This is a genomic window from Curtobacterium oceanosedimentum, from assembly GCF_020297365.1.
Classification (GTDB): domain Bacteria; phylum Actinomycetota; class Actinomycetes; order Actinomycetales; family Microbacteriaceae; genus Curtobacterium.
On the sequence record NZ_JAIXIG010000013.1, the window covers coordinates 67456 to 91677 of the forward strand.

Here is a 24222-nt window from a genome sequence, read left to right on the forward strand (position 1 = left end):
CATGCCCATCGACGGCATCACCGGCAGCGTCGACCCGACCGCGCAGGCTGCAGCCCTGGCCGCGAACGCGGCGACGAAGAAGTCCCAGACGATGGACTCCGAGGTCTTCATGAAGCTGCTCGTCACGCAGCTGCGCAACCAGGACCCGTCCTCGCCGATGGACACCAACCAGATGATCAGCCAGCAGACGCAGCTCGCGATGATGGAGCAGATCACCAACCAGACCACGACCGGCAACGAGAACTTCTCGTTGCAGATGCGGATCGCCGCCGCGAACCTCGTCGGCAAGCAGGTCAGCTACACCGACGCCGACACGGGCAAGTCCGTCACCGGCACCGCCTCGGCCGTGTCGTACGCGAACAGCGTGCCCACGGTCACCGTGAACGGGAAGGAGGTCGCCCTCGACGTGATCTCCGGCATCACCACCACCACGGGCTCCTGACGCTCCTCCTGCTCCGTTCTCCCTCGTTCTTCCTCGCTCTTCCTGCCTCTCCGAAAGGACGCACCATGCTCCGCTCGCTCTACTCCGGGATCTCCGGCCTCCGCTCCCACCAGCAGATGCTCGACGTCACCGGCAACAACATCGCCAACGTCAACACCGTCGGCTTCAAGGGCTCGACCACCGTCTTCCAGGACACCCTGTCGCAGATGACCCAGGGCGCCGGCGGACCGCAGACCGGCGTCGGCGGCACCAACCCCGCGCAGATCGGCCTCGGCGTGCAGGTCGCCGGCGTCTCCACCAACTTCGCGCAGGGCTCCGCCCAGGCCACCGGCAAGGCGACCGACCTGATGATCTCGGGCGACGGCTTCTTCGTCACCCGCCTGGGCAACGACACCGTCTACACCCGCGCCGGCGCGTTCGACTTCGACGCGGACGGCCGCCTGGTCACCGCCGACGGCAAGATCGTGCAGGGCTACCCGGCCACGAACGGCGTCGTCAACGAGAACGGGCAGCTGTCCGACATCGTGCTCCCGCTCGACGCCGCCGCGCCCGCCGTCCGCACCACCGCCGCCGGCGTCGCGGGCAACCTGCCGTCGGAGACCGCCGTCGGCCAGACCATCACCCGCGAGGCGACCGTCTACGACGCCTCGGGCGCCAAGCACACCATGTCGCTTGCGTACCGACGCACGGACGACGGCTGGGACGTGACCGGCCGCAACGGCCAGGGCGCCGTGGCGACCACGTCGATCACCTTCGGCACCGACGGCAAGATCACCTCCGGCGGGACGTTCGCCGTCGGCGGGATCGCCGTGGACATGCGTGACCTCACCGGCTTCGCGTCCCTGAACACCGCCGCGATCGGGTCGCAGAACGGCCGCGAGGCCGGCGCGCTGCAGGGCTACGCCATCGCGAAGGACGGCACGGTCACGGGCACGTTCTCGAACGGTGCGTCGCTCGCCCTCGGCCGGATCGCCCTGGCGACCTTCGCCAACCCGGCCGGCCTCGAGAAGACCGGCGCCTCGGGCTACCGCGCGACGGCGAACTCGGGCGGCGCGACCGTCGGCGGCCCGGGCACGGCCGGTGTCGGGTCGCTCGCGGCGGGCACGCTCGAGATGTCGAACGTCGACCTGTCGCAGGAGTTCACGAACCTGATCGTGGCGCAGCGCGGGTTCCAGGCGAACGCGCGCATCATCACGACCTCGGACGAGGTGCTGCAGGAGCTGACGAACCTGAAGCGGTAGCGCGGGGCGGGGCGGGCGCGTTCGCTTCGCTCGCTCGTGCGTTCGCTTCGTGAGCAGGAATGGTCGGGTCTTCTCCGGGGGACTCGACCATTCCTGCTCACGATGCGCCGTAGGGTGGGCTCGAGCGCGACGGAGCGGTGGTCGAACGGGGGCGTCTGGCCGTCCTCGAGCACTTCCGGTGGATCGACGGGCACGCCGACACGTGGGCGGTGCTCCGCCGCCCCGACTCGCTCCGGGCGGTCGTCGACGGGCTCGCCCACCTGCTCACGGACGACCGACCCGACGTCGTCGTCGCCGTCGAGGCCCGCGGCTTCGTGCTCGGGCCGGCGGTCGCCCTGGCGCTCGGTGTCGGCTTCGTGCCGGTCCGGAAGGACGGAGCCGTGTTCCCCGGGCCGGTCGTCACGGCGACGACCGAGCCGGACTACCGCGGCAACCGTCGCACGCTGGCGCTCCGGCAGGACCTGATCGGCCCCGGGGAACGGGTCGTGCTGGTGGACGACTGGATCGAGACCGGCAGTCAGGCGCGGGCAGCCGCCGGGCTCGTCGAACGGTGCGGCGGGACGCTCGTGGCGGTCGACGAGGCCGCGGAGGCAGCGCGCTCGGTCCTGCCACCGGTGCGGTCGCTGGTACGCGCGCAGGAGCTCTGAGCCCGCCGACGTCGACGGCTCGGCCCGCCTGCGCGGCGGGCGGCTCGGAGGTCGTGTCGTTCGTCACGCCGACGGCGACCAGTGCCGCGGGCGCTCGATCCACCGGGGGAGCGACGTGGCACCGTCACCCGACATCGCGTTCACCTGCGACTGGGTGAGGAAGAGCGCTGCGGACAGGTCGGCACCGTGGACCAGCGCGTCCCGGAGATCGACCCCGAGCAGGTCGGTGTCGGTCAGGTCGACGCGCCGCAGGTCGGCCGCGATCGCCGATGCGCCACGCAGGTCACGCCCGCGCAGGTCCCCGCCGCGCAGGTCGAGGCCTGCGAGGTCGACACCGGGGCGGAACGCTGTGTCCGGTGTCGCTCCGGCGCGCGTGATGGTGCGGACCTCCTGGCTCACCTCGACCAGGAGGTCTCGGACCTCGGTGTGCAGCGCATCGACGTCGAGCCGTCGGAGCGACGAGGACCCGGCGTCGATCGTGGTGCGGATGCGGTCCCGGAGCGCTTCGACGTCCTCGGCGGCGTCCGGCGTCACCGCGCGGTCCACCGCGTCGGCCAGGTACCAGAGCATCTCGTGCAGGCGGCGGACGACCGCGAACACCGCGGACATGTCGCGTGCGGTCTCCGGGCGACCGCGCCAGCTGATCCCGTCGAAGAGCGTCCTCGACACGGACTGCCCCGCCCCGAAGCAGTCGAAGACGGTGCATCCCCGGAACCCGCGTGGGCGGAGGACCTCGTGGATCGTGCAGGAGAAGTCACCCGCGAGGTTGTGACACGGCGTCCGGGCGGGTTTGTCCATCGGGAAGTCGGCGGAGCGCTGGAACCCGAGGAGGGTGCAGCACAGAGCGGAACAGTCGGCGCAGTCCGCGCGGAGGGTCGAGCGGTCGGTGGGCATGGAAGGTCGTCCTTCGTGTGGTCGTGAGATCGTGTGCCGGGAACGGGGAACTCCACGTGGGGTTCCCCTCCTGGGCGCACGGGACCACCCCCGCGCTGCTGCGGGGTGTGCCGGTGCCGCTGTGTGACCGCTGGGTCACGGACGATGATGGAGGATCACTGCTCGCAGGCTACGGCATCCCGACCCCGTTGCGGAGCAGCGCCTCGGGATGGGCGACACCTGTCGCGTAGGCTGACCGCATGACCCGGATCACGACCCCGTTCGACGCGACCACCACCGCAGCGCAGGTCCTGCACGACCTCGACCTCACCGGATCGCGCGTCATCGTGACGGGCGGGGCCGCCGGCATCGGCGCCGCCACCTCGGAGGCCCTCGTCCGTGCCGGCGCGTCAGTGGTCCTCGCCGTGCGTCGGCCCGAGCAGGGGGAGCGGGCGGCCGGACGGCTCCGCGACGCGGTCCCCGGCGCCGCGGTCGAGGTCCGCCCGCTGGACCTCGCCGACCGCGGATCCGTCCGCGCGTTCACCGATGCGTGGACGGGCCCGGTCGACGTCGTCATCGGGAACGCGGGCGTCATGGCCACCCCCGAGCGCCGCACGCCGGAGGGGTGGGAGCTGCAGTTCGCCACGAACCACCTGGGCCACCACGGTCTGGTCACCGGGCTCCGCGACGCCCTGCTCGCCGGGGCGGACCGGCGCGGTCGGCCGACACGTGTCGTGGCGCTGAGCTCGGCGGGACACCACACCGCCGGCGTCGACCTCGACGACCTGATGTTCGAGCGTCGGCCCTACGACCCGTGGGTGGCCTACGGGCAGTCGAAGACCGCGAACGCGCTCTTCGCGGTGGAGGCTACACGCCGCTGGGGCGCGGACGGGATCGTCGCGAACGCCGTGCACCCGGGCGGGATCCTCACCGACCTGTCGCGGCACCTGTCGCACGAACAGGCGCTGGCGATCGGCATCGTCCACGAGGACGGTTCCCCGGCCGAGGGCTTCGGGACCCCGGAGCAGGGCGCCGCGACGTCCGTGCTGGTGGCGGCGTCGCCGCTCGTCGAGGGGGTCGGCGGTCGGTACTTCGAGGACTGCGCCGAGGCGGTGCCCGCCACGGACGACCGCCCGCTGGTGGGCGTGCGGCCCTGGGCCCTCGACCCGGATGCCGCCGAGCGGCTCTGGGACGCCAGCGACGCCCTGCTCGCCCTACGGTGAGGTCGGCGGCGTGACCTGTTCCATGCCGCTCAGCCGTGCCTCTTCGGCGTCGTACCCCGCCCGGACCTGGCGCAGCACCAAGTCGTCGATCTCGTCGGCGTCGCGGAGCCGCAGCAGCGTCGACGCCTTGTGCTGCACGAGCGCGAGTTCGAGGGCGACCGCGTTGTCGTGCCGCTGCAGGGCCGGGTGGTCGTCGTCGTCCCCCTCGCGGGCGTCGATGACGTCGAGGTGCGCCTCGTAGTCCTTCCGCAGGCGGTCGACCGTGGCGCGATCGGCTCCCGTCGACCGGGCCAGGCGGGGGAGCGCGGCGAGCGCCTCCTCGATCGCCGTCCGCTCGGCGTGCCGGCGTTCCTCGTCGACCGACTCGTCCTCGGGCAGTGCGGCCCGCCTGAGCACCGCCGGCAGCACGAGGGCCTGGCCGACGATCGTCACGATGACGACGCCGGCGGTGACGAAGACGATCAGGTCGCGCTCGGGGAACCCCGCACCGGATTCGAGGGTGCGCGGTACGGCGACGGCCATCGCCAGGGAGACCGCGCCCCGGAACCCGGCGAAGCCGCTCACCAGACGGTCGCGGTGTCCCTCGCGCGGCTCGCCCCCGGTGCGTCGGGTGACGAGCCAGATCGTGCCGCCGGCGGCGTTGAGGAATGCGAACCGCACGAGCACGAGCACGACCGCGACGGCCAGGACGATCCCGGTCGCCCGCAGCAGGTCCGCCGGGTCGAGCGCCCGTGCGGCGACCATCGCCTCGATGCCGACCAGGACGAACAGCGCGCCGTTCAGCAGGAACGTCAGGAACGACCAGAACGCGCGGACCTGTTGCCGGGTCTCGGCCCGGTCGAGCTTCGGGCCGACCTGGCTGACGACGATGCCGGCGGCGACGACCGCGAGCACGCCGGACGCGCCGACCGCCTCGGCGGCGAGGAACGCCGCGAACGGCACGAGCAGGGTCACCAGGTTCTCGAGCACGACGGTGTCGACCCGGCGCAGCACCAAGGTGCCGATCCAGGCCGCGGCGAGCCCGGCGGCGACCCCGCCGACGTACGAGAGCACGAGCATGCCGGACACGCTCCAGAACGTCAGCTCCTGCGTGCCGACCGTGACGGCGACCGCGATGCCGTAGACCACCAGGGTCGTGCCGTCGTTGACCAGGCTCTCGGCGCGCAGCACCGTGACGTTCCGCCGCGGCAGCATCTTCGTGAGCACGCCCACCGCGGTCGCGTCGGTCGGGGCGACCGCGGCGCCGAGCACCCACGCGGGGCCCCACGGCAGACCGAGCAGGTGCAGCAGGACCGCGACCGCGCCGGCCGTCACGACCACGAGCAGGGTGCCCATCAGGACGATGCCACGCAGGTTCTTCCGGATCTCACGGAGCGACGTCGTCAGGCTCTCCCAGTACAGCAGCGCCGGCAGGAACAGGAGCAGGACGGCCTCGGCCGGCAGCTCGACGCCGGCGAACTCCGGCACGAGCCCGAGCAGCGCGCCGAACACGAGCAGCAGCACGGGTGGAGCGATGCGCAGCCGGTCGGCCAGCCCCGCCGTCAGGGCGATGGCGAGGCCGAGCACGACCACCAGTTCCGGTCCCAGCACGTGCACTCCGATCGTCGTCCGACCCTCCAGTGAACGCCGTTCCCGAGCGCGGGGCATCCAGTGAGCAGAAAAGGCCGGGTACCGCGGCGCCAGGCGGCGTTTCCTGCTCACTCGACGAACGATGAACCACGAACCACGAACCACGGACGACCGGCGAGCCGCCGCCCCGTCACGCCGAGCGCGGCCGCCGCACCACCCGCCGCCACCACGCACGCCACGGCAACGAGGTCACCAGCGCCGACCCGATCACCACCGTGCCGAACCACCCCACGACGACGCCCGGGATCGGCACGAGCAGACTCGCCCACAGCAGCACCGCCAGCACCCCGAGCACGTACGCCGCCCCGGCCTTCAGGTACCGCAGCCGCTTGAGCCCAGCGGCCTGGTCGACCCGCGAGGTCAGGCGAGCCAGGAACACCGCCCCGACCCCGATCGCACCGATGGCGACCGCGGCCTGCTCGAGTGCCCCGAGCCCGTCCGACCCGAGCGGCCCGGACCCCGACAGGCTGTACACGCCGTCGAGGATCTCGAAGAGCATGAACACGACGAGCCCCCGCTCGAACACGACCGTCGACGCGTAGAGGTGGATGCGCCAGGCTCCGCGGCCGACCCCGATCGACGCCGTGTCCGCGGCACCGCCCCCGGCGCCGGGATGCAGCGCCCACGCCGCGGTCCGCTTCGACACGAGGTACGCGGCGATGCCGGCCACCCCGCCGAGCGCGACCGGCAGCAGCGCACCGGCGGCCCACCCGGAACGCGCGCCGACGAGCACGGAGGTCACGACGACCCCGGTCGCAGCGGTGACCAGCGACCAGACGCGGGGTCGCGCGACGGTGGCGAGCCGCGCCTCCAGTCGGCCGAGCCAGGACCTGCGTGACGCGCGGTCGGTGTTGAACAGGTACTCGGCGAAGACCTGCCAGATGAAGGCGGCGCCGAAGGCGGCCAGGGCCGGCCGGACCTCGGCCAGGTGCGCGGAGAACGAGCCCGGCGCGAAGACCGCCTGTTCGACGGAGCTGGCCGGGTCGGTCGCGTCACCGACCGCGACGGCGGCCGGCGGCAGGAGCAGGCGCATCGCGAGCACGCCCGCGACGATCCCGAGCGACAGGAACAGCCGCCGGGCGGGGGAGTGCAGCCGGCCCGCGATGCCGGCCATGGGCACGGACGAGTCCGCGGCCATCGCGATCTCGAGGAACGCCAGGGCGACGAAGGCGAGTGCTGCGGCGGGGCCGAGCACCAGCCAGGCCGCCGCGGCGGCCGCGATGGTGATGAGCAGGGGGACGGTCAGGAGTGATCTCGTGGCCATGCCCCCATGCAGCACCGGTCGCCTGGGCGGGTGGTGGAGCGCTCCTGGGCATCGTCCTGGAGGCCCGTGGGGACGCCGTCAGACGGGTGACGGCCCGTCCCCACTTGCGGGGACGGGCCGTGGCCGGGTGAGCAGAAGACGTCGGGTCTCGCAGGGGGACTCGACGTCTTCTGCTCAGTCGTTGCGGGGAATCAGTCGTGGAACGTCTCGATGGACGCACCGAGCGAGTTGAGGCGCTCCTGCAGCTGCTCGTAGCCGCGGGCGATGATGCCGACGTTGCGCAGGACGCTCTCGCCCTTCGCGGCGAGCATCGCCAGCAGGATCACCACGGCGGGGCGCAGCGCCGGCGGGCAGCTGATCTCCGCGCCGGAGAAGTGCGTCGGGCCGGTGACGTCCAGCCGGTGCGGGTCGCGCAGGGTGACGCTCGCGCCCAGGCGGGTCAGGTCGAGCAGGTGGATCGCGCGACCTTCGTACACCCAGTCGTGCACGAGCGTGGTGCCCTCGGCCATCGCCGCGATGACGACGAAGAACGGCAGGTTGTCGATGTTCAGCCCGGGGAACGGCATCGCGTGGATCTTGTCGATCGGCGCGTGCAGCTCGGACGGGTGCACGGTGATGTCGACGAGCCGGGTGCGACCGTTCGCCGCCGGGTACTCCTCGGTGACGTCGAAGCGCAGACCCATCTCGGCGAGGGTGGCGAGCTCGATCTCCAGGAACTCGATCGGCGCACGGGTGACCGTCAGCGTCGAGTCGGTCACGATGCCCGCGGTCAGCAGGCTCATCGCCTCGACCGGGTCCTCGCTCGGCCAGTAGTCCACGACCTCGTCGATGCGGCTCTTGCCGGTGATGCGGAGCGTGGTCGTGCCGATGCCCTCGATGCGCACCCCGAGCAGCTCGAGGAAGAAGCAGAGGTCCTGCACCATGTAGTTGGGGCTGGCGTTGCGGATGACGGTCTCGCCGTCGCGGGCCGCCGCCGCCAGGATCGCGTTCTCGGTGACGGTGTCGCCGCGCTCGGTCAGCACGACCGACTTGGTCGGGACGGCCTGGTTCGCGACGCCGACCTCGTACCAGCCGGAGGTCGCCTCGACGTCGACGCCGAAGGGGCGCAGGGCGATCAGGTGCGGCTCGACCGTGCGGGTGCCGAGGTCGCAGCCGCCGGCGTACGGCAGACGGAACGACTCGAACCGGCCGCTGAGCGGGCCGAGGAACATGAGCACGCTGCGGGTGCGGCGGGCGGCGTCGGCGTCGATCGCGTCGAGGCGCAGGTCGTCCGGTGCGACGATCTCGAGCGTCTCACCGTCCTCCGACCACGTGACGCTCGCACCGAGACTGCGGAGCACGTCGATGATCCGGTCGACCTCGACGATGCGGGCGACCTTGTGCAGACGGGTCACGCCGCGGTTGAGCAGCGACGCGCAGAGCAGCGCGACGGCGGCGTTCTTGCTCGAGTTCACCGCGATGGAGCCGCTGAGCTTGCGACCGCCCTGCACCCGCAGGTGGGCACGCTGAGGGGCGCCGCCGATCGACACGATCTGCTGGTCGAGCGCGTCGCTGATGCGCGTGAGCATCTCGAGCGACAGGTTCTGACCGCCCTGCTCGATGCGGTTGATCGCGCTCTGGCTGGTGCCGACGCGCTCGGCGAGCTGGGCCTGGGTCATGCTGCGACCCTTGCGGGCGCCGCGGATCAGGGCGCCGACCTCGCGCAGGGGTGCTGCGGTCGCGGCGGTGGTCGGCGTGTCGACGGTGGTGGTGTCGGTCATGCGCGCCACGCTAACACGCTCATGAGATAAAACGAGGGGTACAACACCCAGGATTCTCGGATGCGGATCGGGAATACACCGTTCATGAGACTTTGCGTGCGGCAGGCCGGGTGCGACGGCAGCGGTCATGACGGCACCGGGGCGACGGCCCCTAACGCACCGGCACCACCCGCCGATAGTCCTCGGTGCAGGCCCACGGACGGGCCAGCATCCCGCCCCACGGACGGCGGCGGGACGATCGAGAACCAGGACGGGCCATGATCGTCGTCACACGACTGAACGGCAGCGGATTCGCTGTCAACCCCGATCTCGTGGAGCGCATCCAGGAGACGCCGGACACGACGCTCATCATGGTCGACGGCGCGAAGTACATCGTGCGCGAGTCGCTGGCCGACGTCATCGACCTCATCGCCGCGTACCGCGCCCGCATCGTCGGCATGGCCTACGGCACGGACCTGCCCGCGGCGCGCAACGCGACCGGCCCGCAGCCGACGCTCGCGCCCGTCGCCCCGCTGCGCACCGCCCAGCAGCACGGCCGCGCACAGGACGGGGGTCGTTGACGTGGACATCGCGACCATCATCGGCATCCTGCTCGCCTTCGGCGCGCTCTTCGGCATGGCCCAGATGGAGCACGTCGAGATGGCGGGCCTGTTCCTGCCCGCCCCGATGCTCCTGGTGTTCGTCGCCACGATCGGCTGCGGCATCGCGAGCACGACCATGAAGGACGCCCTGGCAGCCTTCACGATGATCCCCAAGGCCTTCACGGGCCGGGTCACCCCGCCGCAGACGGTCATCGACGACGTCGTCGGGCTCGCCGAGACCGCCCGGGCGAACGGCCTGCTCGCCCTGGAGCAGGAGGCCGACAAGCACGACGACCCGTTCATGCGGAAGGCGCTGCAGAACATCGCGGACGGCACCGACGGCGACGAGCTGCGGATCCTGCTCGAGGACGAGATCGAGTCGAACGCGGCCCCGATGCGCAGCGCGAGCGCGTTCTTCATGGGCCTGGGCGGCTTCGCCCCGACCGTCGGCATCATCGGCACGGTCGTCTCCCTGACCCACGTGCTCGCCAACCTCGGCAAGCCGGACGAGCTCGGTCCGCTCATCGCCAGTGCCTTCGTCGCCACCCTGTGGGGCCTGCTCACCGCGAACTTCCTGTGGCTGCCGTTCGGCGGCAAGCTCCGGAAGCTCGCGCAGTTGGAGTCGGACCGTCAGACGCTGCTGATGGAGGGCCTGCTGGCCGTGCAGGCCGGCAGCCAGCCCCGCCTGCTCGGTGAGCGGCTGAAGGCCATGGTGCCGCCGGCCGCGCGCGTCGCCGCGGCGAAGGGCGGGAAGCACGACCCGGCCGACGAGCAGCAGCTGGCGGCCTGACGATGAGCGCGAACCCCCGCGGGCGCGGTCGCGGCCGCGCGAAGAAGTCGCACGACGAGGCCGAGCACCCCGACGAGCGCTGGATGGCGTCGTACATGGACATGATCACGGTGCTCATGTGCATGTTCCTGGTGCTGTTCGCGATGTCCACCGTGGACCAGCAGAAGTACATCCAGCTGAAGAACTCGCTCGCCACCGGGTTCGGCGAGGTCGAGTCGCAGAAGATCGACACCGCGAGCGGCACGGTCGTCACGAAGGACCAGGTCGAGGACGGCTCCGGCTACTCGACGGACGAGTCGCAGGCCGACCACTCGACGGCGTCGTCCGGCGTGGAGGACACGAACGTCGACCCGGCGTCGACCGTGGTGCCGGCGACCGCGTCCGAGCGGGACGTCGCGGCGGCGAAGCGGGAGCTCGAGGACCTGACCCGGCTGGAGCGCCGGATCCAGCGGAACCTGCAGGGCGCCGGGCAGACCGCGAACGTGCAGTTCACGCTCGACGCCCGCGGGCTCACGATCCGACTGGTCGGCAGCGAGACGTACTTCGGCACGAACAGCGCCGACCTGTCCGACCAGGCACGGTCGATCATGGACGCGATCGCACCCGTCCTGAGGACGAGCCGCCACGACGTCAGCGTCGAGGGCCACGCGGACCAGCGGAACTCGACCGCACCGTACGCCACGAACTGGGAGCTCAGCGCGGCTCGCGCGACCGGGGTCCTGCGCGACCTGGTCGAGCGGGGCGGCATGCCGGGGGCGAACGTGCAGAGCGTCGGGTTCGGATCGAGCCGGCCGCTGGCGAAGGGCGGCTCGGACCGGGAGCTCGCGCTGAACCGACGCGTCGACATCGTGGTGCTGTCGAACGCCGACCAGGACGTCAGCGCCCTGATGCCCGCGCTGGCGAAGGCGCAGGACGGAGCACGCCAGGGCTGACGCACGCACACCGGGGCCACGGACCCGGACCGCCCCACTACGGGGTACAGGACTGACGGGCACCCCACAGGTGACCGATAGACGCCCCCGTGACCGACACCCTGCCCGCGACCGGAGCGCCCGCGCCCGAGGTGTACGACTTCGCGCGCCCGTCGACGCTCGCCCGCGAGCACGCCAGGGTGCTCGAGCTCGCCTTCGAGACGTTCGCGCGGCAGTGGGGCACGCAGCTCACGGCGAAGGTGCGCGCCGTCAGCCAGGTGACCTGCGAGCAGGTGCAGATGACGACGTACGACGAGTACGCCGCGTCGCTGCCCGCGCTCACCGGCATGGTGCTGCTGCCGATCGCGGAGATGGCGCCGAAGGGGGTCCTGCAGGTCCCGCTGGACGCTGCCCTGACCTGGGTGTCGCACGCCCTCGGCGCGTCGAAGCCGCTGCCCACACCGGACCGCACGTTCACCCCCATCGAGCAGGCCCTGGTGCGGAAGATCGTCGAGGACGCCCTCGACGACCTGCGCTACTCGTTCGGTGGACTGCTCGTGCACGAGGTGACGACCGGCGGGTTCCAGTTCAACAGCCAGTTCGCCCAGGCCGCCCAGAAGGGCGACCTGATGATCGTCGCCTCGTTCTCGATCCGGGTCGGTGACCGCATCGCCCCCGGCACGCTGGCGCTGCCGGCCGAGGCCGTCCTGCCGCAGCTCGGCGAGGCCGCGACCCACGTGTCGCCCGCCGACGCCCGCGCGCAGCTCGACGCGCAGCTCGAGAGCGTGCCCGTCGGCGTGAGCCTGCACTTCGCCCCGGCGACGGTGCTGCCGTCGCAGGTGCTCCGCCTGGCCGTCGGCGACGTCCTGCCGCTGCCGCACCCGCAGCACCGCCCCCTCACCATCGCGGTCGACGGCGAACCCGTCGGCACCGCCGCGGTCGGCGCGAACGGCTCGCGCCTCGCTGGCATCGTCGTCACCACCACGAGCACGGAGCAGCACTGATGACCGAAACGACCACCCTCCACACCGCGGCGGCCGAGTCGCTCGCGGCGCAGCTCCCGACGGCGGCCCCGTTGAGCGCGGTGCTGCTGCCTGGAGGCGCGACACCGGTCGTGCTCGACGCGGCCACCGACGCGGTGGTCGCCTCGTTCGTCGGCGGCCTGTCGGCCGACCTGGCGCTCGTGCTCACCGACCTCGAGGGCATCACGGCGGCCGGCGGCCCCGACCAGGGCATCGTCGCGGTCACGGACGTGCTGCGGCCGTCGCTCGAGGCCGCAGCCGGGGTGCTCGGCGTCGGGGTGCTCGGCGACGCGAGCCGCGGGTCGGCGTCGTCGCTGCTGGCCGACCCCGACACCGTGGTGTTCGAGCTGACCGCCGCCGGCGCTCCCGCCGGCTGGTTCGGCATCCGGGTGCGCGAGAACGGCACCGTGTCCGCCCCCGCGGCCACGAGCGTGCCGGCCGGCAACCTCGGCCGGATCAACAACGTCGAGATGACCCTGACGGTCGAGATCGGCCGCACCCGGATGTCGGTGCGGGACGTGCTCGGCATGGAGCCCGGCGCCGTCGTCGAGCTCGACCGCAGCGCCGGTGCCCCCGCCGACGTCCTGCTGAACGGTCGCCTCATCGCGCACGGCGAGGTCGTCGTGGTGGACCAGGACTACGCGGTGCGGATCACGCGCATCCTCGACGTCGCCGAGAGCGTCTGAGCCCGCGCCCGTGGACACCCTCGTCGTCACCGTCCGCGTCGCGCTCTCGCTCGGCGTGGTGCTCGCCCTCATGTGGGTGCTGCACCGTGCCAGCCGGAAGCGCTTCGCCGGCAAGCCCTCCGGTCGCCGCGCGGCGTCCGTCGAGGTCGTCGGCCGGCAGAGCATCGGCGGCAAGGCGAGCGTCGTCGTGGTCGACGTCGAGGGGGAGCGACTCGTGCTCGGCGTGTCCGAGCAGGGCGTCAACCTGCTCACCAGCGGGCAGGCGCCCGCGCCGGAGCTCACGATCGTGACCGGACCGGTGGCGCTGCCGGTGCGACCCGCACCGTCGGCCGACGCGTTCGGTCGGGAACTCGCGCAGCAGGCGGACGCCACCACGGGCCTCCAGACCGGTTCGACGGACGCGACTGGCGCGACCAGCGCGGTCGCGCCGCTGCCGATGCGCCCGCGCAACCGCCGCCAGCAGCGCGTCGTGCCGAGCGCGCAGCAGCTGCAGGGCTCGATCCTGTCGGTCGACACCTGGCGCCAGGCCGCGGCCGCGCTGCGGAACCGGCGGGCCGGGTGACGGCGGCGGGGCCGCACGGGCTCGCACGGACGGGACGGCTCGTCGCCCTCGTGCTGCTCGGGCTGGCGGTCGTCGCCGGGTTCCTGGTGCTCACCACGTCCGGGGCACACGCCGCCGGGGTCGTGGAGCCGACCGCGCCGACCACCCCGACGGCCCCCGCGAGCGGCGACTTCAGCGTCAGCGTCAACGGCCCGGACGGCACCCCGTCGTCGGCGGTCGTCACCCTGATCGGCATCACCCTGCTGAGCGTCGCCCCGGCGCTCATGCTCATGATGACGTCGTTCACCAAGATCTTCGTGGTGCTCGCGATGACGCGGAACGCCCTGGGGCTGCAGTCGATCCCGCCGAACCAGGTGATCGCCGGTCTGGCGCTGTTCCTGTCGCTGTTCGTGATGGCACCGGTGCTCGGGCACATCAACGACGACGCGCTGCAGCCCTACCTGGCCGGCAAGGTGGACTTCGCACAGGCCGTCGAGATCGGCACGAAGCCCCTGCGGACCTTCATGCTGCACCAGACCCGCGACGAGGACGTCGCCCTGATCACCCGTGCCGCCGGGCTCGACAACCCGGAGTCGATGGCCGACGTGCCGATGACGACGGTGATCCCGGCGTTCATCATCTCCGAGCTCCGCAGCGCGTTCATCATCGGGTTCGTCATCTTCATCCCGTTCCTGGTGATCGACCTCGTCGTCTCCGCGGCCCTCATGTCGATGGGCATGATGATGCTCCCGCCGGTCATGATCTCGCTGCCGTTCAAGATCCTGCTCTTCGTGCTGGTCGACGGCTGGGGCCTCATCATCACGTCGCTCATCGAGAGCTACCACGTTGTCTAGGGGGCACGCATGAACCAGCAGGCCGTCATCGACCTCGTGCTGCAGGCGCTCCTGGTGTCGGGCAAGCTCGCCGCGCCGGTCCTCGTGACCTCGCTCGTCGTGGGCTTCGCGATCTCGCTGTTCCAGTCGGTCACGCAGATCCAGGAGGTCACGCTCTCGTTCGTGCCGAAGGCCGTCGCCGTCGCGATCGCCCTGGTGGTCTGCGGCAACTGGATGATCTCGGAGATGATCGCGTTCACGCACGTCGCCTTCGACATGATCCCGAAGCTGCTCGGGCACGCCTGATGGAGCTCAGCGTCGACGCCGACCGTCTGGAGGCGACCATGCTCGCCGGCGTCCGGCTCGTCGCGTTCTTCGTCATCGCGCCGCCGTTCTCGTACCGCGCGTTCCCCGGCACCGTGAAGGTGATCCTGGGTCTGGGACTCGCCATCGGGGTCGCCCCGCGCGTCGCGATCGGCTACGAGCAGCTCGCGACCGGCCCTTTCCTGCTCGCCCTGCTCACCCAGCTCGTGGTCGGGCTGTCGCTCGGGTTCCTGGTCTTCCTGGTGTTCGCCGCCGTGCAGTCCGCCGGCGCGCTCATCGACCTGTTCGGCGGGTTCACGCTCGCGCAGGCGTTCGACCCGCAGTCGCAGGTGAACGGTGCGCAGTTCACGCGCCTGTTCCAGATGACGGCGCTCGCGCTGCTCTTCACCTCCGGCGGCTACCAGATGATCATCGGCGGACTCGTGCGGTCGTTCGACGCGGTGCCGCTCACCGGCGAGTTCGCCGTCGACGGGCTCGCCGCGATGCTCGTCGCGGCGATGTCGCAGATGTTCCTCGCGGCGTTGCAGATCGCCGGCCCCCTGGTCGTCGTGCTCTTCCTGGCAGACGTCGGCCTGGGGCTCCTGACCCGGGTGGCCCCGGCGCTCAACGCGTTCCAGATGGGGTTCCCGATCAAGATCGGTCTGACCGTCCTGTTCGCCGGTGCGCTCTTCATGGCCCTGCCCTCGGTGGTGTCGTCGCTGACCGGCGACGCCGTCGAGGCGATCACGGGACGGGGGTGACGACGTGTCCGACAGCGGAGAACGCTCCGAACAGGCGACCCAGCAGCGGATGCGCGAGGTCCACGAGAAGGGCCAGCTCGGTCGTTCGCAGGACCTCGGCGCGTGGATCGGCATCGCGGTCGCCGCGCTCATGATGCCGGCCGCCATCGGCAACGCGGCCGCCGCCGGCGAGGAGCAGCTGCGCGGCGTGCAGCGGGTGATCGCGCAGCCCGAACTCGGCGCCGTGCGCGCCCTGCTCGCCGACGCCCTCGGGTCGATGGCGGCGACGCTCGGGCCGATGCTCGCCGTGGTCGCGGTGGCCGTGCTCGCCACGGCGGTGGCCCAGGGCGGCGTGCACCTGCGCAAGATGACCCCGCAGCCCGAGCACTTCGACCCCGTCGCCGGGCTCAAGCGGGTCTTCGGCACGCAGGCCCTGTGGAACGGCGCGAAGGCCCTGCTGAAGACCGCCGTCGTCGGGCTCGTGCTGTGGTTCGCCGTGCAGGGACTCATGCCCGTGCTCATGACGAGCGGGTCGTTGCCGCTCTCCGCCGTGCTCGAGGCAGCGGCTGCCGGTTCGGGCACGCTGCTCCGCGCCGCCGTCGTCGCCGGGCTGGTCCTCGCCGCGCTCGACGTGTTCGTGGTCGTCCGCCGCAACCGCAAGCGCACGATGATGACCAAGCGCGAGGTCAAGGACGAGTCGAAGCGGACCGAGGGCGACCCGCTCGTGAAGTCGCAGCGCCGGGGGCGGCAGCTCGCCATGAGCCGCAACCGGATGATCCAGGCGGTCGGCACCGCCGACGTCGTCATCACGAACCCCACGCACTACGCGGTCGCCATCACGTACGAGCCCGGCCGGTCCGCGCCGCGGGTGGTCGCGAAGGGCGCCGGCCCGGTCGCCGACGTCATCCGCGCCCGCGCCGAGCAGGAACGGGTGCCGATCGTCCGTGACGTGCCCCTGACCCGCGCCCTGCACGCCGCGTGCGAGCTCGGCCACGAGATCCCGGTGGACCTGTACACGCCGGTGGCCCGCGTGCTGTCGTTCGTGATGGCGCTCCGGGCCCGTGGTTCGGCGGCCGGCACCCACGCGGCGCCGAGGCCGACCACGCCCGACGAGGTCGCGACCGTCCTCGACCCGGCGACCCTGTCCGGTGACCTCCGCCCGCGCCGACTCCGCACACCCCGCCCCGAAGCCGCCCCGTCGGCACCGTCCGTCAGAGAGGGAGCCCCCGCATGAACCGCAAGGACCTGCCGAAGCTCGTCGTCCCGGTGTTCATCGTCGGCATCATCCTGCTGCTGATCCTGCCGGTGCCGTCGTTCCTGCTCGACTTCCTCATCATCATCAACATCCTGTTGGCGCTGGTGATCCTGCTCACGACGCTGTTCGTCAAGAAGCCGCTCGACTTCTCGGTGTTCCCGTCGCTGCTCCTCGTCGCGACGCTGTTCCGTCTGGGACTCAACGTCGCGTCCACCCGGCTCGTGCTCGGTGAGGGCTTCGCCGGCGACGTCATCCAGGCGTTCGGCCACGTCGCCGTGTCCGGGTCGATCATCATCGGCGCCGTGATCTTCCTGATCCTCATCGTCATCCAGTTCGTCGTCGTCACGAAGGGTGCCGAGCGCGTCGCCGAGGTCGGGGCCCGCTTCACGCTCGACGCGATGCCGGGCAAGCAGATGGCGATCGACGCCGACCTGAACGCCGGGCTCATCACCGACGAGCAGGCGAAGGACCGCCGCGCCGCGGTTTCGGCGGAGGCGGACTTCTACGGCGCGATGGACGGCGCGTCGAAGTTCGTCAAGGGCGACGCCATCGCCGGCATCCTCATCATCATCATCAACCTGGTGGGCGGCATCGCGATCGGCATGCTGCAGAACGGGCTGTCCGCCACCGACGCCCTGTCGAAGTACGGCATCCTGACCATCGGCGACGGCCTGGTCACGCAGATCCCCGCCCTGCTCATGGCGGTGTCGACGGGCATGATCGTCACCCGCTCCGGCGCGGAGTCGGAGATGGGCGCCTCGGCCGCCACGCAGCTGTCGCAGTCGCGCAACGCCCTGATGATCGCCGGCGTGGCCGCGATCGCGATGGGCTTCATCCCCGGCATGCCGATCCTGCCGTTCCTGCTCGTCGGCGCGACGCTGCTGTTCACCGGCTGGCGCATCGGCCGGAACGTCGCCCGCGCCGAGGCCGACGCCGCCCGGCAGCAGGCACTCGAGGCGAGCACCCCCTCGGCGGACACCCCGGAGGACCTGATCGAGCAGATGCGCGTGCACGCCCTCGAGATCCTGCTCGCCCCCGACCTGGTGGACATGGTGTCCGGCGCCTCGGACGACCTGCTCGGCCGCGTCCGGGCGCTGCGCCGCAAGATCGCCGTGGACATGGGCATCGTCGTGCCGCCGGTCCGCACGCGCGACTCGATCGACCTGCCGCCGTCGACCTACGCGATCCGGATCGCCGGGGTCGAGGCCGGCCGGGGCACCGCGCCCGCCCGCAGCGTGCTCGCCCTCGGCGACCACCTGGACGGTCTGCCGGGAGCCTCCACGGTGGAACCGGTGTTCGGCCTCACCGGCAAGTGGGTGCCGGCCGAGCTGCGCCACGCGGCCGAGATGACCGGCGCGACGGTGATCGACCGGGTGTCCGTGCTCGTCACGCACCTGCAGGCCGTGATCGGCGACAACGCGGGACGCCTGCTCACCCGCGAGGACGTCAAAGTGCTGACCGAGGGCGTCAAGCAGGTGAACCCCGCCGCGGTCGAGGAACTCGTGCCCGGCATGCTGTCGATGGCGGAACTGCAGCGGGTGCTGCAGGGGCTGCTCGCCGAACGGGTGCCGATCAACGACCTCGGTCGGATCTGCGAGGCGCTGACGCTGCGCGCCAAGGTGTCCACCGACCCGGAGGGACTCGTCGAGGCAGCCCGCGCCGCGCTCGGCCCGGCCCTCGCCGCACGGCACACCGACGCCGGCACCCTGCGGGTCATCATGATCGACCCCCTGCTCGAACAGTCGATGCTCGAAGGCCTCCGCCCCTCGGAGCAGGGCAGCCAGATCGTCCTCGACGCCCACCGCATCGAGCAGGTGCTCGGGTCCGTCCGCGATGCCGTCCGCTCCGTCGAGGACCAGGGGCTCTCCGCCGTCCTGGTCTGCGCCCCCCAGCTCCGCCCGGCCGTGCACCGCATGGTCGCCGCCCAGTCGAACGGGCTCCCGGTGCTGTCGTACCAGGAGGCCACCGCCGCGGGCTCCACCATCGAGACCGTGGGAGTCGTCCGTGCCGCCGACCCGATTGCAGCGTAGCGGCGCCACGCTCGCGGAGGTCCGCGACGCCGTCCGCTCCGAGTTCGGGGCGGGCGCGCGCATCGTCGCCGCCGAACGGGTCACGGCGCCCCGCCTCGGCGGCCTGCTCCGCAGGGCCCACGTCGAGGCCACGGTCGAGGTGCCCGCACCGGGGGAGCTGCCCACCGCCCGCGTCGTGATCGCGGACACGCCCGTCCAGCGCGCCGGGATCGCCGCGCTCCTCGCCGACGCCGAGGAAGCCGAGGCCCGGATCGCGGGCACCGACGGCACCGCGACCACCCGCGCCGACGCGTTCGCGTCGGTGCTCGACGGGTTCCAGGCCGACGGCATCACGGGGAGCGCGCCGCGCCCGGCGCCGCCCGCGCCGGAGCCGGACCGGTCCCCGGGGCTCGACCCGCGCCTCCAGGCCGCCGTCGACACCCTGCCCGGAGGCCCGACCCACCTCGTCGACGCCGCCCCGGTCCGGCCCGTGGTGCGGTCGACCACCCCGGCCGTCCGCTCGGCGGACGGCGACCTGGTGCTGCTGGTCGGCCGACCGAACGACGTCGACGCGGCCGCCGGGCTGTTCGCCGTGCGGCACACGCTGCGGCCGACGGACGCGGCGGACCGGCGGGCCGCGATCCTGGCCCGGGCCGACGGCGTCCGGGACGGACGCGCGGTGCTCGCCGTGGCCGCGTGGGACGACCGGGCCACCGGTGACGCGCTGCAGGCCGACCAGGTGTGGGTGGTCGTCGACGTCGGACGGAAGCCGGCCGACTCGGCGGCGATGGTGGCGGCGGTCGAGGCGCGGATGCCCGTGGCCGGCGTGGTCGCGATCGGTGCGGGTGAGACCGCCACGCCGGAGTCGGTGGACCTGCTGGGGCTCCCGGTCCTGTCGCTAGGCTGACCGGGTGCTGGTACTCACGCGGAAGGTCGGCGAACGGATCCTCGTCGGGGACGACATCGTCATCACGGTGCTGGACTCCCGGGGCGACGGCGTCCGGATCGGCATCGACGCGCCCCGCGGGGTGAAGATCCAGCGTGAAGAGGTCGTGCGGGCGGTGGCCGAGGCCAACGCCGAGGCGGCAGCCGTCGGCGACGACGCCGAGGCGCAGCTGCGTGCGGCGCTCGGTGGGCGTCGTGGGCCCGCTGCGGGCCGGACGGCGTCCGGGTCGTCGGACCCGGAGCCGACCGACTCCTAGCGAGCAGCGGTCGTCGCGACGACCGTCAGGGCTTCGGCTTCTTCTCCTGCTCGGGCAGACGACCGGCGGCGGCCTCCGCCGCGAACCAGGCGCGTGCCTCGTCCTGGCGGGCCTGCTCGGCACCGAGTGCGATCGGGGCGCGCACGTGGCCGGGCTCGTAGCCGAACGCGTCGAGCAGCTGCGGGACGATCGGACGGACGCGGGCGACCAGCCGGTCGACGTAGGCCGACACCGCGCGGGCGCGCTGCGCCGAGAGCCGTCCGTGCAGCAGGTGCCAGTCCAGGTGCTGCTCGAGCAGGCCGAGCGCGAACAGGTCGCGCAGCCAGACGAGCGTGCGACGGGTGTCACCCTCGGGGACCGCGTCGAGCGCCTCGGTGAAGGCGTCCCACTGCATGAGCTCGGCGTGCGCCTTCGACGCCTCGATCAACTCGTGCTGCGACCGGTTGAGCAGCCGGGCCGCGCGGGCACGGTCCTTGCCGGCGGACGCCAGTCGCAGACCGATCTCGGCGACCATCGTGTCGACCCGGCCGGCGAGCAGCGCACGCTGCGTCCGCGGGTCCTGCAGGTCGGCGACGCTCGCGGCCAGGGACCCACGGTCGGCCACGGTCTGCCCGAGACGGCGGATGCCGCTGGCGTCGGCGAGCTTGCCCGCGGCGATCGACGCGACGAACTTCGCGGTCGAGGCGGCGTCCTTCGGGGCCTTCGCGCGGAACTCGGTGAGCAGGCGCTTGCCGACGAGCTGCAGCAGCACCGTGTTGTCGCCCTCGAACGTCACGTACACGTCGAGGTCGGCGCGGAGCCCGGTCAGGCGGTTCTCGGCCAGGAAGCCCGCGCCACCGCAGGCCTCGCGTGCCTCTTGCAGGGTGTCGAGCGCCGACCACGTGGACATCGACTTGAAGGCGGCGGCCTGGGTCTCCAGGTCCTCCCGGCGCTCCGGGGTGTCCTCGCGCCCGCTGAAGACGTCGTCGAAGGTGCGCAGCAGCTTCTCGTGCGCGAAGGACTGCGCGAACACCGTGGCCAGGCGCGGGATCAGGCGTCGCTGGTGGCGGCCGTAGTCGAGCAGGACACCCTCGGTGCCGTCTCCGGTGGGGAACTGCCGACGCTGCATCGCGTACGTCAGGGCGATCTGCAGCGCGAGCTTCTGCGCGACGACCGCGGCGCCGTCGAGCGACACGCGGCCCTGCACGAGCGTGCCGAGCATGGTGAAGAACCGGCGACCGGGCGAGGCGATCGGCGACGAGTAGGTGCCGTCGGCGGCGACGTCGCCGTAGCGGTTCAGCAGGTTCGTGCGGGGGACCCGGACGTGGTCGAAGGCCAGGCGGCCGTTGTCGATGCCGTTCAGCCCGCCCTTGGGTCCGTCGTCCTCGCCGCTGACCCCGGGCAGGAACGCGCCCTCGTCGTCGCGCAGCGGGACGTAGAACGCGTGCACGCCGTGGTCGACGCCGGCGGTCACGAGCTTCGCGAACACCACGGCGGCACGGCCGTGCAGCGCGGCGTTGCCGATGTAGTCCTTCCACGCTCCGCGGAACGGGGTGTGGATCTCGAACTCCTGCGTCTCGGGGTCGTACGTCGCGGTGGTCGCGATGCTCTGCACGTCCGAACCGTGGCCGGTCTCGGTCATGGCGAAGCAGCCGGGCACGTCGAAGGACACGATGCCGGGCAGGAACGCGCGGTGGTTCGCCTCGGTGCCCAGGTGGTGCACGGCGGAGCCGAAGAGCCCCCACTGCACACCCGCCTTGATCTGCATGGAGGGGTCGGCGGTCACGAGCTCCTCGAACGCCGCGAGGTTGCCACCGTGGTTGTCCTGGCCGCCGAACTCGGCGGGGTAGGGCCGCTGGATCGCCCCGGCGTCGACGAGGACGCGGAGCTGTTCGAGCACGCGGGCACGGTGCTCGGCGATGGGCTGACCCTCGATCTTCTGCATCGCTGGGTCGAGCGCGAGCCGGCGTGAGAGTCGGCGATCCTCGGCCCAGCGACCGAGCAGGAGTTCCTCGAGCAGCTCGACGTCGATGCGGACGTCGGTGTCCGTGCCGGCCGTCGGGGTCCCGGCAGCGGGGTCGCCCGCCGCGTCGGCGTTGGGCGCGTCGACGTCCGGGGCGGCGGTGTCCGGGGTGGCGGTGCGCTGGGCGGGAGCCGTGTCGACCATGTGTGCGAGTCCTCCTGAACTGCGGTGTCCGTGTTGCAGGACCCACGCTAGACACCCCTGCCGACAGTGGGACGAACGCCGTGCGGGCGGCACAAGTCCGGGCTGTCGCCCGACCGCGACGGTCGTGGGAACCCTCCAAAGCGGTCCGGTCGAGCGGAGGGGGCGGGGCACGCCGGACAGCGCCGCGGCTCGCCGAATTGTTGAGCAGGTGTCGACGATTGTGCGTGTCGATCCGCCGCGGGGGAGGATTGCCGCCATGTCACGTACCACCCCTGCGGACCGCGGATCCCGTCCCGGACGCACCTTCTTCGGGCAACCGTTCGAGCTCTCGACGCCGTTCGCGGTCGAACTCTGGGAGCGGTTCTCGTTCTACGGGATGCAGGGCATCGTCCTCATCTACATGTACTACACGCTCTCGGACGGCGGCCTCGGGATCGACAAGGCCACCGCCAGCGGGATCATGGGTGCCTACGGCGGCTCCGTCTACCTGTTCACGATCATCGGCGCGTGGATCGCCGACCGGCTGATCGGTGCCGACCGCACGCTCTTCGGCAGCGCCGTCGTGGTGATGCTCGGGCACATCGCCCTCGCGCTCGTCCCCGGGGTCGCCGGCGTCGGGGTGGGCCTCGTCCTCATCGCGCTCGGGTCCGGCGGGCTCAAGGCCACCGCCACCACGATCGTCGGAGGGCTGTACAGCCGCGAGGACCCGCGCCGCGACGCCGGCTTCTCGCTCTACTACCTCGGCGTGAACCTCGGCGCGTTCTTCGGCCCCCTGCTCACCGGCCTGCTGCAGAGCTCGCTCGGCTTCCACTACGGCTTCGGACTCGCTGCCGTCGGCATGGCGGCGGGCCTGGTGCAGTACGCGATCCGTCGGCGGAAGCTGCCGGACGCGGTGCGCCACGTCGCCAACCCGGTCGACCGCCGCCGCCTGCCCCTCATCGGCGTCGCCGTGGGCGTGGCGCTCGTGGTCGTCGTGCTCGCCGTCCTGACCGGACTGCTGAACGTCGGCAACCTGCCCACCGTGGTCGTGGCGGTCGTCGTCCTGGCCACCATCGGGTACTTCGTGGTCATCCTGTCGAGCGGCATCACCGCCGACGAACGCTCGCGGGTGTTCGCGTTCATCCCGCTGTTCATCGGGAGCGCCGTGTTCTGGTCGCTCTACCAGCAGCAGTTCACCGTCGTGACGGTCTACTCCGACGAGCGCCTCGACCGCACGCTGTTCGGCTGGGAGATGCCCGTCTCGTGGGTGCAGTCGATCAACCCGGTCTTCATCATCGTGCTCTCCGGGGTGTTCGCCGCGATCTGGACCAAGCTCGGCGACCGGCAGCCCTCCACCCCGACCAAGTTCGCGCTCGGCACCGGGATCATGGGCGTCGCCTTCCTGCTCTTCCTGCCCTTCACCGGCACGGGCACGAACGGCACGCCGCTGCTGGCGCTCGTCGGCATCCTGCTCGTCTTCACGCTCGCGGAGCTCCTGCTCTCACCGGTCGGGCAGTCCGTCGCCACCAAGCTCGCACCGCCGAAGTTCCAGACCCAGATGGTGGCGCTGTTCTTCCTGTCGGTGTCGCTCGGCACCGCCGTCACGGGCGTGCTGTCCCGCTACTACGACCCCGCGGACGAGGCGCCGTACTTCACGGTCCTCGGGCTCGTCGCCGTGGCCGTGGGCGTGCTCCTGCTCGTGCTCGCCCGGCCGGTGCTGCGGCTCATGCGCGGCATCCGGTAACCTGAAGGAAGCCACACGGCCGACGCAACCAAGGAGTCACCACCATGCTCGAACTCATCGCAGGCATCATCATCGGCGTCGGCGTGATCGGCGGTGTGGGCTGCTGCATGGCGGTCGCCGCCATGATGAAGAGCGGCTCCGAGGAGTACTGAGTCCCTGACCCGGACTACTCGCCGCTGTCGGTCGTGACCGGCACCAGCTGACGACTCAGGACGGTCGCGCGCTCGAAGGGGCCGCGGCCGTCCTTCGTGTACGCGGGCCCGTCGAAGGCGACCGTCCACGTGCGCTGCGTCCCACCGATCTGGCTCCCGCCGGGCGACACGATCACCCCGACCGGCTCGTCGGCCCACTGCTCGCCACCCCGATCGGTGTCGACGACCTGCACGAGGGCACCGATCCCC

Annotated in this window: 23 protein-coding genes and 1 pseudogene; 18 read left to right on the top strand and 6 right to left on the bottom strand. The window is 72.0% G+C overall.

Going from position 1 to position 24222, the window contains the following annotated elements:
• Position 1: 1 nt before the first annotated feature.
• From LEL83_RS07890 to LEL83_RS07900, 3 genes are all read left to right on the top strand, one after another.
• Positions 2-442, top strand: coding sequence for a flagellar hook assembly protein FlgD (locus LEL83_RS07890; protein WP_198658488.1), 441 nt, complete (start codon positions 2-4; stop codon positions 440-442).
• 65 nt (positions 443-507) lie between these two features.
• Positions 508-1683, top strand: coding sequence for a flagellar hook protein FlgE (locus tag LEL83_RS07895; protein ID WP_198658489.1), 1176 nt, complete (start codon positions 508-510; stop codon positions 1681-1683).
• A 137-nt stretch (positions 1684-1820) separates the two neighbouring features.
• Positions 1821-2330 carry a phosphoribosyltransferase family protein gene (locus LEL83_RS07900; RefSeq protein WP_225558392.1) on the top strand — a complete coding sequence of 170 codons (510 nt, stop codon included), beginning with the start codon at positions 1821-1823 and terminating at the stop codon, positions 2328-2330.
• Positions 2331-2393: 63 nt separating this feature from the next.
• Here LEL83_RS07900 and LEL83_RS07905 read toward each other — a convergent pair whose 3' ends face one another.
• On the bottom strand, positions 2394-2999 hold the full coding sequence (locus LEL83_RS07905) for a pentapeptide repeat-containing protein (RefSeq protein WP_308009892.1): 606 nt from the start codon (positions 2997-2999) through the stop codon (positions 2394-2396).
• 464 nt (positions 3000-3463) lie between these two features.
• On the opposite strand from LEL83_RS07905, the gene LEL83_RS07910 reads away from it, so the two are divergent.
• Positions 3464-4426, top strand: coding sequence for an SDR family NAD(P)-dependent oxidoreductase (locus LEL83_RS07910; RefSeq protein ID WP_225558394.1), 963 nt, complete (start codon positions 3464-3466; stop codon positions 4424-4426).
• Here the strand turns inward: LEL83_RS07910 and LEL83_RS07915 are convergent.
• From LEL83_RS07915 to LEL83_RS07925, 3 genes are all read right to left on the bottom strand, one after another.
• Positions 4418-6016 carry a Na+/H+ antiporter gene (locus LEL83_RS07915; protein ID WP_225558395.1) on the bottom strand — a complete coding sequence of 533 codons (1599 nt, stop codon included), beginning with the start codon at positions 6014-6016 and terminating at the stop codon, positions 4418-4420. The genes LEL83_RS07910 and LEL83_RS07915 overlap by 9 nt on opposite strands.
• A 169-nt stretch (positions 6017-6185) precedes the next feature.
• A complete protein-coding gene (locus LEL83_RS07920; RefSeq protein ID WP_225558396.1) occupies positions 6186-7319 on the bottom strand; it encodes a DUF475 domain-containing protein in 1134 nt (377 codons plus the stop codon).
• Between the two features lie 191 nt (positions 7320-7510).
• Positions 7511-9079 carry a helix-turn-helix domain-containing protein gene (locus LEL83_RS07925; protein WP_198658494.1) on the bottom strand — a complete coding sequence of 523 codons (1569 nt, stop codon included), beginning with the start codon at positions 9077-9079 and terminating at the stop codon, positions 7511-7513.
• Between the two features lie 257 nt (positions 9080-9336).
• Between LEL83_RS07925 and LEL83_RS07930 the strand changes: the two genes are divergently transcribed.
• From LEL83_RS07930 to csrA, 13 genes are all read left to right on the top strand, one after another.
• Positions 9337-9639, top strand: coding sequence for a flagellar FlbD family protein (locus LEL83_RS07930; protein WP_225558397.1), 303 nt, complete (start codon positions 9337-9339; stop codon positions 9637-9639).
• 1 nt (position 9640) lies between these two features.
• Positions 9641-10450, top strand: a complete 810-nt coding sequence (locus tag LEL83_RS07935; protein ID WP_225558398.1) for a motility protein A — start codon at positions 9641-9643, stop codon at positions 10448-10450.
• Positions 10451-10452: 2 nt separating this feature from the next.
• Positions 10453-11382 (top strand): OmpA/MotB family protein, encoded by a 930-nt coding sequence (locus LEL83_RS07940; protein ID WP_225558399.1) that lies wholly within the window; start codon positions 10453-10455, stop codon positions 11380-11382.
• Positions 11383-11471: 89 nt separating this feature from the next.
• Positions 11472-12365, top strand: a complete 894-nt coding sequence (locus LEL83_RS07945) for a flagellar motor switch protein FliM (protein ID WP_225558400.1) — start codon at positions 11472-11474, stop codon at positions 12363-12365.
• On the top strand, positions 12365-13069 hold the full coding sequence (fliN, locus tag LEL83_RS07950) for a flagellar motor switch protein FliN (protein ID WP_225558401.1): 705 nt from the start codon (positions 12365-12367) through the stop codon (positions 13067-13069). The genes LEL83_RS07945 and fliN overlap by 1 nt, the downstream gene beginning before the upstream one ends.
• Before the next feature lie 10 nt (positions 13070-13079).
• Positions 13080-13631: a flagellar biosynthetic protein FliO gene (gene fliO, locus LEL83_RS07955; protein ID WP_225558402.1), complete on the top strand. Its 552-nt coding sequence runs from the start codon at positions 13080-13082 to the stop codon at positions 13629-13631.
• Complete coding sequence (fliP, locus tag LEL83_RS07960; RefSeq protein ID WP_225558403.1) at positions 13628-14464, top strand: flagellar type III secretion system pore protein FliP; 837 nt, start codon at positions 13628-13630, stop codon at positions 14462-14464. The genes fliO and fliP overlap by 4 nt, the downstream gene beginning before the upstream one ends.
• Before the next feature lie 9 nt (positions 14465-14473).
• A complete protein-coding gene (locus LEL83_RS07965) occupies positions 14474-14749 on the top strand; it encodes a flagellar biosynthetic protein FliQ (protein WP_225558404.1) in 276 nt (91 codons plus the stop codon).
• Positions 14749-15507 carry a flagellar biosynthetic protein FliR gene (locus LEL83_RS07970; RefSeq protein ID WP_225558405.1) on the top strand — a complete coding sequence of 253 codons (759 nt, stop codon included), beginning with the start codon at positions 14749-14751 and terminating at the stop codon, positions 15505-15507. The genes LEL83_RS07965 and LEL83_RS07970 overlap by 1 nt, the downstream gene beginning before the upstream one ends.
• 4 nt (positions 15508-15511) lie before the next feature.
• Positions 15512-16720, top strand: coding sequence for an EscU/YscU/HrcU family type III secretion system export apparatus switch protein (locus LEL83_RS07975; protein ID WP_225558406.1), 1209 nt, complete (start codon positions 15512-15514; stop codon positions 16718-16720).
• Entirely contained in the window at positions 16717-18771 is a 2055-nt protein-coding gene (locus LEL83_RS07980) for a flagellar biosynthesis protein FlhA (protein ID WP_198658505.1), read from the top strand. Before LEL83_RS07975 ends, LEL83_RS07980 begins: the two co-directional genes overlap by 4 nt.
• Positions 18746-19657, top strand: coding sequence for a hypothetical protein (locus tag LEL83_RS07985; protein ID WP_225558407.1), 912 nt, complete (start codon positions 18746-18748; stop codon positions 19655-19657). Before LEL83_RS07980 ends, LEL83_RS07985 begins: the two co-directional genes overlap by 26 nt.
• Positions 19658-19661: 4 nt before the next feature.
• Complete coding sequence (csrA, locus tag LEL83_RS07990) at positions 19662-19952, top strand: carbon storage regulator CsrA (protein ID WP_198658507.1); 291 nt, start codon at positions 19662-19664, stop codon at positions 19950-19952.
• A gap of 25 nt (positions 19953-19977) precedes the next feature.
• Here csrA and LEL83_RS07995 read toward each other — a convergent pair whose 3' ends face one another.
• Positions 19978-22098, bottom strand: coding sequence for an acyl-CoA dehydrogenase family protein (locus LEL83_RS07995; RefSeq protein WP_225558408.1), 2121 nt, complete (start codon positions 22096-22098; stop codon positions 19978-19980).
• A 256-nt stretch (positions 22099-22354) separates the two neighbouring features.
• On the opposite strand from LEL83_RS07995, the gene LEL83_RS08000 reads away from it, so the two are divergent.
• Positions 22355-23821 (top strand): peptide MFS transporter, encoded by a 1467-nt coding sequence (locus tag LEL83_RS08000; protein ID WP_225558409.1) that lies wholly within the window; start codon positions 22355-22357, stop codon positions 23819-23821.
• A 166-nt stretch (positions 23822-23987) separates the two neighbouring features.
• Here the strand turns inward: LEL83_RS08000 and LEL83_RS08005 are convergent.
• Positions 23988-24222, bottom strand: a pseudogene (locus LEL83_RS08005) (hypothetical protein); the annotation flags it as partial.

Excerpts from the sequence above, each read along its gene's own strand:
- LEL83_RS07930 (WP_225558397.1), top strand. The coding sequence starts at position 9,337 with ATGATCGTCGTCACACGACTGAACGGCAGCGGATTCGCTGTCAACCCC.
- LEL83_RS07895 (WP_198658489.1), top strand. The coding sequence starts at position 508 with ATGCTCCGCTCGCTCTACTCCGGGATCTCCGGCCTCCGCTCCCACCAG.
- LEL83_RS08000 (WP_225558409.1), top strand. The coding sequence starts at position 22,355 with ATGTCACGTACCACCCCTGCGGACCGCGGATCCCGTCCCGGACGCACC.
- LEL83_RS07925 (WP_198658494.1), bottom strand. The coding sequence starts at position 9,079 with ATGACCGACACCACCACCGTCGACACGCCGACCACCGCCGCGACCGCA.
- LEL83_RS07980 (WP_198658505.1), top strand. The coding sequence starts at position 16,717 with ATGAACCGCAAGGACCTGCCGAAGCTCGTCGTCCCGGTGTTCATCGTC.
- LEL83_RS07890 (WP_198658488.1), top strand. The coding sequence starts at position 2 with ATGCCCATCGACGGCATCACCGGCAGCGTCGACCCGACCGCGCAGGCT.
- LEL83_RS07940 (WP_225558399.1), top strand. The coding sequence starts at position 10,453 with ATGAGCGCGAACCCCCGCGGGCGCGGTCGCGGCCGCGCGAAGAAGTCG.
- LEL83_RS07910 (WP_225558394.1), top strand. The coding sequence starts at position 3,464 with ATGACCCGGATCACGACCCCGTTCGACGCGACCACCACCGCAGCGCAG.
- LEL83_RS07920 (WP_225558396.1), bottom strand. The coding sequence starts at position 7,319 with ATGGCCACGAGATCACTCCTGACCGTCCCCCTGCTCATCACCATCGCG.
- LEL83_RS07995 (WP_225558408.1), bottom strand. The coding sequence starts at position 22,098 with ATGGTCGACACGGCTCCCGCCCAGCGCACCGCCACCCCGGACACCGCC.
- LEL83_RS07965 (WP_225558404.1), top strand. The coding sequence starts at position 14,474 with ATGAACCAGCAGGCCGTCATCGACCTCGTGCTGCAGGCGCTCCTGGTG.
- fliN (WP_225558401.1), top strand. The coding sequence starts at position 12,365 with ATGACCGAAACGACCACCCTCCACACCGCGGCGGCCGAGTCGCTCGCG.
- LEL83_RS07970 (WP_225558405.1), top strand. The coding sequence starts at position 14,749 with ATGGAGCTCAGCGTCGACGCCGACCGTCTGGAGGCGACCATGCTCGCC.